The 15614-nt window shown below is 66.8% G+C and carries 11 protein-coding genes; 6 read left to right on the plus strand and 5 right to left on the minus strand.

All coding sequences use genetic code 11. The annotated features are described in order from the left end of the window. Positions 1–484: 484 nt before the first annotated feature. From GUY30_RS00365 to GUY30_RS00385, 5 genes are all read right to left on the minus strand, one after another. Complete coding sequence (locus tag GUY30_RS00365) at positions 485–2029, minus strand: AbgT family transporter (protein WP_167193131.1); 1545 nt, start codon at positions 2027–2029, stop codon at positions 485–487. 128 nt (positions 2030–2157) lie between these two features. Next, entirely contained in the window at positions 2158–2979 is an 822-nt protein-coding gene (locus tag GUY30_RS00370; protein ID WP_167193133.1) for a creatininase family protein, read from the minus strand. Further along, on the minus strand, positions 2979–3671 hold the full coding sequence (locus GUY30_RS00375; RefSeq protein WP_167193135.1) for a FadR/GntR family transcriptional regulator: 693 nt from the start codon (positions 3669–3671) through the stop codon (positions 2979–2981). The genes GUY30_RS00370 and GUY30_RS00375 overlap by 1 nt, the downstream gene beginning before the upstream one ends. Positions 3672–3729: 58 nt before the next feature. After that, on the minus strand, positions 3730–4791 hold the full coding sequence (locus GUY30_RS00380; protein WP_167193137.1) for a CE1 family esterase: 1062 nt from the start codon (positions 4789–4791) through the stop codon (positions 3730–3732). Between the two features lie 152 nt (positions 4792–4943). Next, entirely contained in the window at positions 4944–5603 is a 660-nt protein-coding gene (locus GUY30_RS00385) for a GntR family transcriptional regulator (protein WP_167193138.1), read from the minus strand. Between the two features lie 177 nt (positions 5604–5780). Between GUY30_RS00385 and GUY30_RS00390 the strand changes: the two genes are divergently transcribed. The 6 genes from GUY30_RS00390 to GUY30_RS00415 all read left to right on the plus strand — a co-directional run bounded on the left by GUY30_RS00390 (position 5781) and on the right by GUY30_RS00415 (position 15536). Further along, positions 5781–6797 (plus strand): 1-aminocyclopropane-1-carboxylate deaminase, encoded by a 1017-nt coding sequence (locus GUY30_RS00390; RefSeq protein WP_167193140.1) that lies wholly within the window; start codon positions 5781–5783, stop codon positions 6795–6797. A 2-nt stretch (positions 6798–6799) separates the two neighbouring features. Beyond that, positions 6800–9223, plus strand: coding sequence for a thiamine pyrophosphate-binding protein (locus tag GUY30_RS00395; RefSeq protein ID WP_228281553.1), 2424 nt, complete (start codon positions 6800–6802; stop codon positions 9221–9223). A 343-nt stretch (positions 9224–9566) separates the two neighbouring features. Then, on the plus strand, positions 9567–10961 hold the full coding sequence (locus GUY30_RS00400; protein WP_167193142.1) for an NAD-dependent succinate-semialdehyde dehydrogenase: 1395 nt from the start codon (positions 9567–9569) through the stop codon (positions 10959–10961). 347 nt (positions 10962–11308) lie between these two features. Continuing rightward, on the plus strand, positions 11309–12949 hold the full coding sequence (locus tag GUY30_RS00405) for a class I adenylate-forming enzyme family protein (protein ID WP_167193144.1): 1641 nt from the start codon (positions 11309–11311) through the stop codon (positions 12947–12949). A 35-nt stretch (positions 12950–12984) separates the two neighbouring features. After that, the gene (locus GUY30_RS00410; RefSeq protein ID WP_228281554.1) at positions 12985–14334 is read left to right on the plus strand and encodes a beta-ketoacyl-[acyl-carrier-protein] synthase family protein; all 1350 of its coding nucleotides are present in this window, start codon (positions 12985–12987) and stop codon (positions 14332–14334) included. Next, positions 14331–15536, plus strand: coding sequence for an acyl-CoA dehydrogenase family protein (locus GUY30_RS00415; RefSeq protein WP_167193148.1), 1206 nt, complete (start codon positions 14331–14333; stop codon positions 15534–15536). Before GUY30_RS00410 ends, GUY30_RS00415 begins: the two co-directional genes overlap by 4 nt. The last annotated feature ends 78 nt before the right edge of the window (positions 15537–15614 follow it).

The raw sequence follows: 15614 nt of genomic DNA on the forward strand, positions 1-15614 counted from the left end.
AAGGCTCGGTGGGCATCAGCGTGTGACGTAAGTTACTACGGGGTGTTACCCGACAGTATCGCGGCTGAAGTTTGAGCGTCAACATCTTTTGTTGCCGGTGCTCTCAAGGGGGAGAGTTCGGGCGGCCGTATGACCGCGTGGAAAGCCTACCTGCCAGATCGGGCGTGGCGACATCATTCCAGATCAGATGCTGTATTCGTGGTCTTCGAATCGAGGGTCGGGCCCGCTTCCAAGGGCCCGGAGGTTCGGACTCGGTCACGAGGAGCGGGCCGGGAAGAGCCGTGAACAAAACTTTCAAAACTCAGCTTTCAGAACTCGTTTCAGAAGTCAGTCACCCTTGCCGCGCACATCGTCCTGGTGAGCATGGAATCGGCCCTGCCCGGCGCGGCGTCGACCCGGCGTCGACCCGGCGTTGACCAGGCATCGGCTGCGGCGAATACCGGAGCGGGCGCGGTCACCGCACTTCAGCGCACCTCAGCGCACCTCAGCGCACCGGGGCATCGGGACCGAGCGGAATGCCCAGACCCCACCACAGGAAGAACAGCAGGCTCCAGCTGATCGTCATGCACACGGCCAGTGGCAGGGTGTGCGAGGCGAGGGTGCCGATGCCGGCGTTCTTCTGATACTTCTGCATGAAGCCGAGCGCGAGGATGAAGTACGGGCTCATCGGGGTGATCGCCGTCGAGCCGGAATCGGCGATGCGGAAGATCGCCTGCGAGGTCTCCGGTGGCACCTCGAGCAGCATGAGCAGCGGCACGATGACCGGGGCCATGATCGCCCACATCGCCGAGCCGGAGGTGATGAGCACGTTGACGACGGAGAGCACGAGCAGGACGAGGATGAACACCACCCACGTCGGCAGGCCGAGTCCGGTGAAGAGTTCGGACACGGAGACCGAGACGAGCATGCCGATGTTCGTCCACTCGAAGTACTCGAGGAACTGGGCGATGGCGAAGAAGAGGACGAGGACCCCGGAGATCGACGCCAGTCCCTGACCCATGAGCTTCGGAACATCGGACCAGGTCTCGATCGTGCCTTCGCGGAAGCCGTAGACGATGCCTCCGATGCCGAAGAGCATAGCGATGAGGAAGGCGATTCCAGTGAGGAACGGGGACTCTCCGAAAGGTCCGTCGCCGCGCAGAGGTGCGCCTTCGGGGACGACGAGCACGACGATGGCGATGATCGCGGCGATGACGGCGAACATCGCGTAGCGCAGTGCCTTGCGCTCCGTGTCGGTGATGACGAGGTCTTCGTGCTCGGCATCCTCGTCGGCTTCGAGGTTGTCGCGCTTCATGAGCACGAGCTCGGTGACGATCGTGATGACGATGGCCAGGAGGAAGGAGCTGGCGATGTTGAAGTACCAGTTGCCGATCGGGGTGACGATGTAGTCGGGGTCGATGATGTTCGCTGCGGCGGTCGTGATGCCCGCGAAGATCGCGTCGTTCGGCGTCGGGATCGGGCTGGCGTCGTAGCCGGAGGCGATCGAGGTGTAGGCGACGATGACGCCGAGGACTGGGGAGCGGCCCACGGCCTTGAACACCATCCCGCCGAGCGGCACGAGGATGACATAGGCCGCCGCCGAGGCGACGTGGGAGACCGTGCCCATGAACGCGACCGTGAAGACGATGAGTCCGGCCGGGACGCGGGCGATCGAGACCTTCATCGCCGTCGACAGCAGACCGGTGCGTTCGGCCAGGGCCACGCCCATGATGACGACCATGATCGTGATGAGCGGGGGGAAGGTCTCATAGGCGTCGAGTGCGGTGCTCACGGCCATGGCGATGCCGTCGCCGCTGAGGAGGTTGTTCACCGGGGTCCAGTCCCCGGTGCCGGGATCCTCGACTCCCGCGCCGGCGAGGGAGAGGACGAGGCTGAATACGGCGAGGATCGCCGCGAGGATCCAGAACAGCCAGAAGGGGTTCGGCAGCTTGTTGCCGACGACTTCGATGACGTTGAGGGCGCGGATGACCAGCGGCAGCTTCTCCTGCTCGTCGGTCTGCACGGTATCGGTGGTCTGGGTCGGTTTCATTGTGAGCTCCTGAGAGTCCAGGCGGAGTTTTCGGGCAGGGTCCACCAGGGCACGGTGATTACGGCACTGGAATCGGGTGATCGGTGGTGGGGTGCTCGGCCGGGCGGCCGGTCAGTGAGAAGCGGGTGTCACAGTCTCTGCAGCTCCTGACAGTAGGCGACGAGTCGGTCGACGACCTCGCCGAGGATGTCCTCCCCGGCCGCGGCCGTGGCGGTCCGTGGATCGCCGAGGACGCCGTTGTCGGCGTAGCGATCGAACGTCACCGCTGTTGACGGTGATTTCGTTCGCGAGAGTCGGGCGCGCGGGTCGAGATCGTCGAGCCGGGTGGCGCCGGGGTTGAGATGGCCAGAATCGACGAGGGATTCGTCTATGGCGAGCATCTGCGAGGTCTCGGACTCTCCGCAGTGGCCGCTGACCTCGGTACGGGGAAGGGCGGCAGTCGCCTCGGTGGCCAAGCCGGAGACCGGGGCGTAGGCGAAGACGAAGTCGGGGTGGGTGGCGAGCAGGGCCTGCTGGACCACGCCGAGGGCTGAGAGGTTGCCGCCGTGTCCGGTGATGACGAGGAGCCGGTCGAATCCGGCATCGGCGAGCTGGCCCACGATCGAGGTGACGAGGTCGATGAACAGCTGGGGGCCGATGTTGATCGTGCCGGGCAGGAAGCGGTGGTGCGGGGAGACGCCGTAGTCGATGCCGGGCAGGACGAAGGCACTGTTCTGATCTCCACCGGCGCGTTCATCGAGGACAGACAGTCTGTCGACGACGGCGCGGGCGACATGGGCGGCACGGATGTTGTCGGTGCCCAGCGGAAGTCCGTCGCCGTGCTGTTCGCAGGCGCCGACGGGAAGGACGAGCAGGCTAGCCCGGTCCTTCGCGAGCTCGACCTCGAGAGAGGTGAGTTCGGCGTAGCTGCGGATGTGAGGGCGGATCTCCGTGATCGTGGGGCGGGTCATTACTGGGTTCCTTGCGCGGAGTCGGGTTCGTCGGTCCAATCGGCGAGGACGGCCGCCTTGATCGCTTCGAGGTGCTTGCGAGTGCGGTGGGAGGCTTCGAATCCGTCGCCGCGGCGGATCGCGTCGAGGATGTCCGCGTGCTCGTCGTGATCGCGCAGTCGGTCGTAGCTCGTGCGTGCCGCCTGTTGGGTGCGGGAGTGGATGGCCAGCAGAGACACGAGCATCTCGTGCAGCGCACGGTTGCCCGAAGCGCGAGCGAGTTCGACGTGGAAGTGACCGGCCGGGACCGCGGTCTCGACCTGGAGGGCATTGTCGAGCGCGGATTCCATGGAGGCCACGGCATCGGCTTCCTGCACGGTCGCCGCGAGCTCGGCGATGCCGGGCTCGATGGCGATGCGGGCGTCGAGGAGTTCGATGGCCGCGGCGAGGTCGACGGGCACATAGTGCGGATTGTCGAGGATGCGGCGGTTGATCGCTTCGCGGACGTAGGTGCCCGAGCCGTGCTTGAGCTCGACCGAACCCGTGGCCTCGAGGCGGCGCAGAGCCTCCCGGACGGTGGGTACGGTGACCTCGAAGCGGGTGGCGAGGACCTTGGCCGAGGGCAGGGTCTGACCGGGCTGAAGGTTATCGGTGCGGATGGTGTCGACGATTTCGCGAGTGAGGCGTTCGACGAGTCCGACGGTGGACGTCATGGTGCTCTCCTTCAAGTGTTTAAGTCATCTAATCACTTTGGGGTGGACGTGTCAACGGTCACTTCTGGGTCGGGCCTTTGGTGGCGCCCGGGTGGTTGAGGAAGAAGTCCCAGATCGTGTCCGTGGCCGAGAAATCCTCAGTGACATATCCGCCGCCGCTGTAGACGACCTCACCTGGCCAGACGTGGCCGCCGTCGGCGACGGAGTAGAGCTCGACGGCGGCAGATCCGCCGGGCTTGCCGGGTGAGCGGCCGCCTTCTTTTCCTTCGCTGCACTGTGCCCACCGGGTGCGCACGACATCTTCGCCCTTGCGGCCGACCTGGCGGTCAGCGGACTTCGTGCAGCCGGAGGCCCCCGCCCAGGGCTGGATCCATTCGCGCACACCGGGGTAGTCCTCGCCTTGGCGGTGACCTCCCTCGTAGTGCATCGTGGCGTCACCCGTGCCGTGGATCGCGAGCATCGGCGTGGGTGTCGAGTAGTCGCAGCCCTCTGTCGACTGCGGATAGTAGGCGCCGGCGACGGGAGCGAACGCGGAGAAGCGATCGCGCAGGTGACAGGCGAGGACGGAGACCATGCCGCCGCCGTTCGACTTGCCGGTGGCATAGACCCGATTGAGGTCGATGCAGTGCTCGGACTCGATCGAATCGAGCAGCTCGGCGACGAACGCGACGTCATCGGCACCGCTGGCGTAAGGAGCACCCTGCCAGGAACGTTTGCCGTCGCTTTCGTCGCCGTCGGGGAAGACGGTGATCGCGGGCAGGGTCGGCAGTCCCGTGTAGTTCTGGAATTCGGCACCGTCGGACCCGTTGCCGTGGAACCCGAGGACGAGCGGCAGGGGAGTCTCAAGCTCGTAGTCGCGCGGGATGTTGATGCGGTAGCTGCGCTCGCCGTCTTCCGTAGGTATCGTCTTCTCATCATTGCCGGGCTTCTGCTCGGTGCCGCAGCCGGCCGACGGGGCGGCCGGTATCGTCGATGCCTTCTTGCCGGTGGTGTGAGCGGCGGCAGAATGCGCGGGTGCGGTCTGTGCGGTGGCGGCCATTCCTGGGGCCGCAGCTGTACCGGTCAGAAGAGCAGCGCTCGCGGCGGTCGCGAGCAGGGTGGTCGTGATGCGTTTCGTCATTGATGACATCGTCAGTCCTTTGATCGTCGGTGATCGTGGTGAGGACTCTAGCAAAAGTCATCAGAGGACTAAATGAATTGGCTATGACGGTGGCGTCGTCGAGGAGGCAGTGGTGTTGCCGATTCGGAATCCGCGGTCGGAAGGTGTTCGACTCAGGCCGTCTGCGGCGAATCCCCTTCGATGGTTGACCAGTTCACCTTCGTCAGTGCGACGGTATGCGCATGTTCACCGGCACGGACGGCGGCGATGATCTCGGTGTGCTGCTCCGGTGAGGCCGATCCCTCCACCGATTCGAAGTGCAGGAACTCCGCTCGGCGCAGAGTGGCGGTGACGACCTCGAGGTGATCGGGAATGAGGGGATTGCCGGATCGAGTGAGGGCCACCTCGTGGAAGTCGTCATCGGCCGCAGTCGCCGCCTCGGCATCGCCGGCCGCGAGGGCCGCGCTCAATCGGCCGTTCGCCTGCTCCATCTCAGCCAGCGCCGCTTCGTCGAGGGCGGGGAAGGCGAGGTCGATCGCCAGACCGTGGAGTTCGGCGGCGATCTGCCGGGCAGCGAGGATGAGTTCCGGATCCTCTGGGGCCACGCGCGTCATCCGGCCCGGCTCCGCCACGACGAGTCCGGCCTGCGCCAACCGTTGGAGTGCCTCGCGCACGGGCGTTCTGGACACCTGGAGCCAGGCGCCGAGCTCCTGATCGCGCAGCTGTTCCCCTGGGGCGAGCTGGCCGCGGACGATGGCGTCGCGGATCGACCGATAGACGTCATCGCGCAGCAGGCTGCGCTGCGGGGCGGGGGAATCCGTGGGGATCGGCACGCTCGGTCACCTTGTCTCTGAGTTGGTGGTCTCGTCCCGCGGGATGGGACTCGAACTCTGACCCATTGTAACCACCAGCAGAATGCAATATATTGCATCTCACTGGATGCGATCCAGGACACATCGCGCGAGAGAGCGATCGCCCCGAAGCGAACGCTTCTGAGAACAGAGGACATCATGGCCATCACCGAGTTCGAACGCTACCCACTCACCTTCGGGCCGAGCCCCGTGCACGAGCTCCCGCGACTGAGCGACCACCTCGGCGGGGCCCGTGTCTGGGCCAAACGGGAGGACATCAACTCAGGACTCGCCTTCGGCGGCAACAAGACCCGCAAGCTCGAGTACATCGTTCCCGACGTCCTCGCCTCGGGCGCGGACACGCTCGTGTCCATCGGCGGCTACCAGTCCAACCACACCCGCCAGGTCGCCGCGGTCGCTGCCCACCTGGGACTGAAGGCGCGCCTCGTGCAGGAACGCTGGGTCGACTGGGAGGACCCGGTCAACGACAAGGTCGGCAATATCGAGCTCTCGCGCATCTTGGGAGCCGACGTCCGCCTCGACTCGGCCGGATTCGACATCGGCATCCGCTCGAGCTGGGAGAACGCCCTGGCCGAGGTCGAAGAATCAGGCGGCAAGCCCTACCCGATCCCGGCCGGCGCCTCCGAGCACAAGTTCGGCGGACTGGGCTTTGCGAACTGGGCGTATGAGGTCGCCCAACAGGAGAAGGAGCTCGGCGTCTTCTTCGACACCATCGTCGTGTGCACCGTGACCGGTTCGACGCATGCCGGAATGATCGCCGGCTTCGCCGCCCTCGAAGCCGACGGCGGACCGAAGCGCAAGGTCATCGGCATCGACGCATCGGCCACGATCGAGAAGACCCGCGATCAGGTGAAGAGGATCGCGAACACCACTGCCGAACTCATCGGCCTCGGGCGTGAGATCACCGACGACGACGTCGATATCCGCACCGGCTGGGAAGGCCCGGCCTACGGCATCCCCGACGAGACGACCGTGAACGCGATCCGCACCACCGCCCAACTCGAAGGCGTCATCCTCGACCCCGTCTACGAGGGCAAGTCGATGGCAGGGCTCCTCGACCTCGTCGGAGACGGCACGATCGACCAGGATTCCACCGTCCTCTACGCCCACCTCGGCGGACAGCTCGCACTCAACGCCTACTCCTCGATCTTCTGACGATGAGCACCGCACAGGAACCGAGCGCACAGGACATGGACCGCCACCAATTCGAGACCTCCTTGCAGGTCAGCCCGCCCGGGACGAACGACCGTCCGCTGCGGGCTTCGACCTCGGGAGACGATGAGATCCTCGACGAGATCGCCCAGCGGGTGCTGTGGCTGGCGACCTCGATCATCGACCGCGCCAACCGCGGCCGAGTCAACCCGGACGGGGTCAAGGTCGGCGGCCATCAGTCCTCGTCGGCCTCGATGACCGGGATCATGACGGCGCTGTGGTTCACCCGACTGCGCGCGATCGACCGCGTCTCGGTCAAACCCCATGCCTCGCCGGTCCTCCATGCGATCAACTATCTGCTCGGAGACCTCGGCGAGGAATTCCTCGACACCCTGCGCAGCCGCGGGGGACTCCAGCCCTACCCGTCGCGGACGAAGGACCCGGACACGGTGGACTTCTCCACCGGATCCGTGGGCATCGGCGCGACCGCTCCCATCTGGGCGGCCCTGTCCCACCGCTACGTCTCCGACCGCTTCCCCGAGACCCCCGAAGCCGGCCGGTTCTACTCCCTGCTCGGCGACGCAGAGATGGACGAAGGGGCGGTGTGGGAGGCGATCATCGATCCGGAGGTGCGCAGCCTCGGTGAGATCGTGTGGATCGTCGATCTCAACCGGCAGTCGCTCGACAGGGTCATTCCCGATGTCCAGATCCGCCGTCTGCAGGGCATGTTCGATGCCGCCGGGTGGCAGGTGCTCACCTGTCCGTGGGGGCGCCGACTCGAAGCCGTGTTCGCGGCCCCCGGCGGTGAGGCGCTCAAGAATCGGCTCGTGCAGATGCCCAATCCCGAATACCAGCGGCTGCTGCGCGCCCATCCGTCCGAGATCCACGACCGGCTGCTCGCGGGTCTCACCGACACCGAGGCGGCCGCCCTGTCCGCGGTCATCGACGGCTTCGACGCGGACGGTCTCGCTTCCCTCATCCGTGACCTGGGCGGACATGACCTCGGCCAACTCGTGTCGACGTTCGACGCCATCGACGACGACCGGCCGACGGTCGTCTTCGCCTACACGATCAAGGGCAAGGGGCTGGCCACGGAAGGCCATCCCGGCAACCATGCCGCGCAGCTGACCGAAGCGCAGATGCGCGAACTCGCTGCCGCCTCGGGGATGGACCTCGATGACCCATGGGTCGCCTTCGCTCCGGACACCCCGGCCGGCCGATTCTGTGCCGAGACCGCGCAGCGGCTGCGGCGAGAGCCGGTGACCGGCCATGCCGTGGCCGAGGTGCCCGCCGAACTGGGCTTCACCCCGCGTCCGCAGATCTCCACCCAGGCGGCGCTGGGGCGGTTCCTCTCCGACCTCAAGCACGTCGCCCCCGAGGTGGCCCAGCGCGTTGTGACCCTGTCGCCGGACGTCGCGACGTCGACGAACCTCGGCGGATGGATCAACAAGACTGGGATCTGGTCCCCGGCTGGCCGGCATGACTGGTTCTCCGATGACCGGGAACGGGTGCTGCGCTGGCAGGAGGGCACGAGCGGACAGCACATCGAACTCGGCATCGCCGAGGTCAATCTCGTCTCCCTGGCCGGAGAGCTCGGGTCCACCGGGCAGCGCTGGGGACAGCCGCTGCTGCCGATCGCCACGATCTACGATCCCTTCATCAACCGGGCCCTGGAGCCGTGGACCTTCAGCCTCTACGCGGGTGGGCGTTCGATCATGGTCGGCACTCCCTCGGGTGTGTCGCTCGCGCCGGAAGGTGGGGCGCACCAGTCGTTCAACACACCCTCGGTGACTCTGGAGATCCCGGGCCTGACGAGCTGGGAGCCGGCCTTCGCCCAGGACCTCGAGTGGACCCTGCTCGAAGCGCTGCGCGAACTCGCCGACCCGGACGGCGACTCCGCCTACTTCCGACTGACGACGAGGCCCGTGGCCCAGGAGCTCGCGAGCGTGCCCGAGGATCCGCTGCTGCGGGAACGCCGCCGTGACCAGGTCATCGCCGGCGGCTACCGGCTTTCGGCCAGACCGGCTGCCGAGGACGAGGTCACCCTCGTCGGCGCCGGGGCCATCATGACCGAAGTGATCGCGGCGGCGGCCCGACTGGAATCCCTGGGTGTGCGGGCCGGAGTCGTCTGCCTCAGCTCACCGTCGAAGGTGTTCCGGTCGGTGCAGGATCGGTCTCGGGTCCGCTCGAGTGTCCGCTCGGCCATCGCCGACGAACTCTTCCCCGCAGAGCAGCCGGCACCGCTGGTCACCGTCCTCGACGGGCACCCGCACACTCTCGCGTTCCTCTCTGGAGTGCGCGGGGACCGCACACGGAACCTCGGCGTCACCGACTTCGGTCAGGCCTCCTCGGTGGGGGAGGCCCACGAGATGCACGGGATCGACACGGACTCCATCGTGCGCGCCGGACTCGACCTCGTGGGGCGGTGAGTTCCCCCCCCGCGTGGTGAACCGTTTCGGTCCTCTGGTTCGATGAACTGGGACCGGGGCGGACCCCTCGCCGAGGTGGGAGGTCCCCGATCGAGGCCGGCGTTCTCTCCTCGCGAGCGCGGTTCGGATTTCGTCGTCACCGATTCGGAATCCGCACCGCCTCGGCGAGAGGACCATGGGCGATCGGGGACAGAGGATTCCCCCAGGTTTCGGCACTTGTTGCGCGGGTCACGTATTGATAGCGTGGGTGGCAGGCATACGCATTCCGTCGATTCGGGCGGCAAACAGGTATGCAATTGCTTCAGCGGCGCCAACAGGCGCGCACAAGTCAAAGGAGTCTGGAATGAGCAACGTAGGCAGTGCTGCAGGCGGCTACCGTGTCGAGAACCCGGCCACTGGTGAAGTCGTCGAGAAGTTCGACAATGCCACCGACGAAGAGGTCCAGCAGGTCCTCGAATCCGCACACAAGGGCTACCTGAGCTGGCGCGAGAAGACGATCGAGGAACGCGCCGCGATTGTCAACAAGGTCGCCGCTCTCTTCGGCGAGCACAAGGAAGAGCTCGCGAAGATCATCGCCGAGGAGATGGGCAAGCCCACCGCCGAGGGAGAGGAAGAGGCCGAGTTCTGCGAGGCGATCTTCAACTACTACGCCGACAACGGACCGAAGTTCGCCGCCGATGAGCCGATCGAATCGATGTCGGGTGGCAAGGCCTTCATCCAGCGCCGTCCAGTCGGCACGCTGCTGGGCATCATGCCCTGGAACTTTCCCTACTACCAGGTCGCTCGCTTCGCCGCACCGAACCTCGTGCTCGGCAACACGATCATCCTCAAGCACGCGGAGATCTGCCCCCGCTCCTCGGCGAAGATCGCCGAGATCATGAAGGAAGCCGGCATCCCCGAGGGCGTGTACAACAACATCTACGCCACCCACGACCAGATCGAGACGATCATCGCCGACGACCGCGTCGAAGGCGTGTCCCTGACCGGTTCCGAGCGTGCCGGATCCGCAGTGGCCGCGACCGCGGGCAAGTACCTGAAGAAGGCCGTGCTCGAGCTCGGCGGTTCCGACCCCTACATCGTCCTCGACACCGATGACATGAACGAGGCCGTCGACACCGCGTGGGGCACCCGCCTGTACAACACCGGTCAGGTCTGCAACGCGAACAAGCGGATGATCGTCATGGACGACATCTACGACGACTTCGTGTCCGGACTGACCGAGCGTGCCCAGTCCTGGGAGAAGGGCACCCCCGCCGAGGCGGGCGACGGCAAGTACTCGCCCCTGTCCTCGCGTTCGGCCGCCGAGAATCTGCGCAAGCAGCTCGACCGCGCCGTCGAGCAGGGTGCGACTCTCGTCGGCGGCGAACTCGCCACCGACGGTTCGGCCTATGTCTCGCCGGCCGTGCTCACCGGAGTCACCTCGGAGATGGACGCCTACCGCGAAGAGCTCTTCGGCCCTGTGGCCACCGTCTACAAGGTCACCAGCGATGACGAAGCCCTGGCCCTGGCCAATGATTCGCGCTTCGGCCTCGGCGGTGCCGTGTTCGCGAAAGATCCCGAGCGCGCCGCGAAGCTCGCTCAGCGCCTCGATGTCGGTATGTCGAACGTCAACACCCCGGCCGGTGAGGGCGCGGAGATCCCGTTCGGCGGCACCAAGCGCTCGGGCTTCGGCCGCGAGCTCGGCCCCTACGGCATGGACGAATTCGTCAACAAGCGCATGTACTACGTGGCTGACTGACTCGAGGTTGGCCTCAGCCTTCGTCGAGAAACGGGATGGGTGTCGAGAAACGCGTGTGCGCATGCGTTTCTCGGCACCCAGCCCGTTCTTCGCTGTGCTGGACCTCGGCTAGCCGATTCCAGTGTGCTGGGGTGCTCCCTGCGGGTGGATCTACCTCGAACTCTGCGCGGATGTCGCGGCGAAGCCATTCGCAGGAGGCACGTCGGCGGAGGACAACCCTGACCCACGGGCCGATCGAGCCGCTCCTATACTGAGGATCTGTGCCCGGGGCAGGCTGACGCCGGCTGAGGAATGGGCACGTGCTGGCCGGAACGGGCCCGCGAGGAACGAGTTCGAGGAGGACGGAATTGCCCATCACGTCGAGGATCCTCGAGATTGCGGCCGTCGATCCGGACCAGTTGGCCATCGTCGGCGGCCACTCTGGCAGCCCTGCCCCCGATGAGAGCGCCGACCCTGCTGAAGGCTCACGAGCCCCACGTTCCCTCACCTATGCTCAGCTCGTCCGGGATTCGGCCACGATGTTCGCCGCCGTCGACGCCCTCCACAGTGCCCAGACCGACCCGCCGAATCCTGCTCCCGAAACCCACGGCACCCCGATCACGGCAGTGAGCCTCACCTCGGCGTTCGAGACCTCCCGCATCATCGCCGGCCTCGCCGGCTTCCGCGCAGTCTCGGCCACGATCGACCCCCGCTGGCCGCTCGACCATCAGGTCGGAGTCATCACGACCACCGGAATCGGCCTCGTCATCAGCGACTCGACCCGTCTCGCCGAGGCGCTCGCCGCCGCCGGATGGACCGGAACCGTCATCACCGCGACCGACTTCCGCGCCCGTGAAACCGCCATCGACCCCGCCGATACCGCACCGCCGACCGTCCGTGCGGCGTCCGAGCCGTTCCTCATGCTCTTCTCCTCCGGCACGACGAGCAACCCGAAGGCGTTCATCAAGACCCGCCAGCAGTACCGCGACAACGTGGCTGTGTCCTCGGCCCACCTCGAACCCTTCGCCGGAGTAGCCAGCCTGGCCCCAGGCCCCGTGTCCTACAGCCTCACCCTCTACGCCGTCGTCGAAAGCCTCGCCACCGGCGGCAGCGTCCACGTCGCCGACGACTTCGACCCGTTCACCATGGGGTCGCGCATCACCGACGAAGCCATCACCCGCGTCGTCGCCGTGCCCGCCGTCGTCAAGGCCCTCGCCGAGGCGGCCCGCCGAACACCTGAGAGCTTCCACGGTCTCGACCTCGTCGTCACCGGAGGAGCGAACCTGCCCGCTTCCATCCGCTCGGCACTCGCCGACGTCCTCCCTGACACCAGGCTGATCAGCTATTACGGTGCCGCCGAGATCGGATTCATCGGCGACAGCCGCGACGGCGACGGCACCTGGATCTCGATCTACGACACCATCGGCGTCGAGGTCCGCGACGAATCCGGTGCCCGGCTGCCCGACGGAGAGATCGGCACGGTCTGGATCAGGGCCGCCGCCTGCTCCGACGGCTATGTCACCGGCACCACCGACGCTCAGCTGCGACGCCCCGACGGCTGGGCCACGGTCGGTGACCAGGGACGGATCGAAAACGGACTCCTCCAACTCGCCGGACGGGCCGGTGACATCGCGATCACCGGAGGGCACAAAGTGTCCCTGCCCGAGGTGGAACGCGCCTTCGAGGAATACGACCGCGAGGATCCGCGGTCGGGGCCGGGCCGCCTCGGCGAGGTCTGCGCGATCGCCTTGCCCGACGACGGTCTCGGCAGCATCGTCGCCCTCGTCATCGAATCAGGCGCCCTGGGTTCCGGGAGCCATGCCGGGGATGGCGAATCGACTGCGCCCGACAAAGCAGCACTGCTCGACCACGCCCGGGCGGAACTGGCCCCGCAGTTCGTGCCAAGACGGTTCTATTCACTCGACCGGCTTCCGCGGACCGTCGGCGGGAAGATTCGACGCCACGAAACCGTTGACCTGGTCATGAGCGGAAAGGCACAGCGGTTGTGAACGCATCCCGGAGCAATCGGCACCGGACAGACGGCGTGCGCGAGGTCGTCCTCACCGGACTCGGAGCCATCACCCCGAGCGGCCAGAACCCCGAAACCCTCTGGCAGTCTGTGCGCAGCGGCACCAGCGCCATCGACGTCCTCGCAGGTGAGCAGTTCGACGACCTCGCCGTGCGAATCGGCGGGCAGATCAAGGACTTCGACGCCGAGGCGGTTCTGCCCCGGGCGCTCGCCCGCCGACTCAGCCCCGTCCAACATTGGGCCATCGCCGCGGCCGACCAGGCGATGCGCGCAGGCGGAATCGAATCCGCGGCCGACGATCTGCCTTGGGACCGTGACCGCACGGCAGTCATCGCGGCCACCGGCTCCGGACCCGTCGACGCCATGCAGGAGGCGACGCGTCGCCTCGACGCCGACGGCCCCAGGTCCGTTCCGCTGACCCTGTCCATCCACGGAGCACCGGACTCCGCGGCGGCGCTCATCAGCCAGCGCTTCGACCTGCGCGGTCCCGGCCAGGGAGTCTCGGCGACGTGCGCCTCCGGGGCGATCGGACTCGGCGAGGCGATGCGCCGCATCCGCCACGGCTACGCCGACGCCGTGCTCGTCGTCGGCATGGAGGACTGCCTCGGTCCGGTGAATCTCGCCTCGAATGCGAATATGCGCGCGCTCGCCGCCGGATTCGAAGACGACCCGACCGCCGCCAGCCGCCCCTTCGACCAGGCCCGCAACGGCTTCGTCATGAGCCAGGGTGCGGCTGCGATCCTCCTCGAATCCGCTGACTCGGCGGCCTCACGTGGGACGATGCCGCTGGCCGAGCTCGCCGGTTTCGGCGCCGCCAGCGATGCCCACCACCCGACGAACCCGCATCCGCAGGGACGGGGAGCCGCCTCGGCGGTGGTCCAGGCTTTGCACGATGCCGGGCTGGAACCCGGCGATATCGACCACATCAACGCCCACGCGACGGGCACACCGGCCGGCGACCGGGCCGAACTCGCCGCCTTCGACGCGGCCTTGGGGGAGGCTGGACGAACGATCCCGATCTCCGCCACGAAATCGATGACGGGACACCTCCTCGGCGCATCGGGAGTCGTCGAGGCGATCATCGCGACCCTGACGATGCGTGACCAGACGCTGCCCCCGACGCTCAACCTCGACGACAATGAATTCCCCGACTGGGACATCGTCGCCGGTCACGCCCGTGAGATGGGTGGTGGGCAGGACCTCGCCGCGGCGGCCGTGGACACCGTCCTGTCAACGTCGTTCGGCTTCGGCGGGCACAACGGCGCGATCATCCTGCGCCGCATCGCGCAGACCGCGACACCCTCGACAGACGCGACCGACCCCTCGACGGACGCAGACGACCCCTCGACGAAGGAGAGCCGATGACCGACCGTGAGACACGCGTGAGCGAGCTCGCCGCGCGGTACCTGCCCGATGATGTGCTCGAACGATTCCGCGAACGAGCCGACGTCTATGACCGGGAGAACCGATTCTTCGACGAAGACCTCGCCGAACTGGGGGACCTCGGCTATCTTCAGCTGTTCGTCCCGCAGTCGCATGGCGGGCCAGGGCTGAGCCTGTTCGAGGTCTCCCGACTTCAGCAACGGCTGGCATCGGCAGCCCCGGGAACGGCGCTGGCCATCAACATGCACCTCATGACCACCGGCGTGGTCAAGGCATTGAACGACCGCGGGGACGACAGCTTGAACTGGGTGTTCGACGAAGTCATGGCCGGTGAGATCTTCGCCTTCGGCATCTCCGAGCCGTCGAACGACTGGGTCCTGCAGGGCTCGAACACCGAGGCGGTGTCGACGGCCGACGGCGGATACGAACTGACCGGGGTGAAGATCTTCACCTCGCTGTCTCCCGTGTGGACCAGGCTCATCGTCCACGGTGCCGTGGCCTCCGACGACGACGGGATCGCCGGTCCCGATGCGGACGAGCCGGCCGAAGGTCAGCTCGTCTACGGATTCATCGAACGCGATGCACCCGGCATCACGGTCTCCGACGAATGGGATGTGCTGGGAATGCGGGCCTCGCAGTCGCGGGCGACGATCCTCGACCACGTGCCGATGAAACCCGAACGGGTCTCACGCGTCATCCCCGCCGGCAAGCACCCCGATCTGCTCACCTTCGCGATCACGAGCAACTTCCAGCTGCTCATCGCCGCCGTCTATGCCGGAGTCGCGGCACGGGCGCTCGAGCTGGGTGCCGCCGGTCTGCACAAGCGGAAGTCCGCGAAGGCCGGCGTCACCTTCGCCGAAGTGCCCGAAGCCCGGACCCGCCTGGCCGATGCGCACCTTGACTTCATGCCGGTGACTGCGATGATCGACGCCTACGCTCGGGACTTCGACGACCTCATCGACCACGGCGCCGGCTGGCCGCTGCGCCTGGTGGGGGCCAGGATCAAATCGGCCGAGGCGGCCCGCCGCAACGCCGAAGTCGCCCTCATGTGCACGAGCGGCAGCGGGTTCGGCAACAAGCACGAACTCTCCCGCCTCTTCCGCGATGCCACGGCCGGACTCTTCCACCCGCCGAGCGCGGATGCGGCACGTCCGATGTACGCGGCAGCGCTGCTCGACGGGTGAGCTCGCTTCCGCTCAGTCAACGCGAAACTCGAAAAAGTCGTCGCGAGTGACGACTTTTTCGAGCTTCGAGTTGATCGA

It is taken from the genome of Brevibacterium pigmentatum (genome assembly GCF_011617465.1).
GTDB classification, from domain to species: Bacteria; Actinomycetota; Actinomycetes; order Actinomycetales; family Brevibacteriaceae; genus Brevibacterium; species Brevibacterium pigmentatum.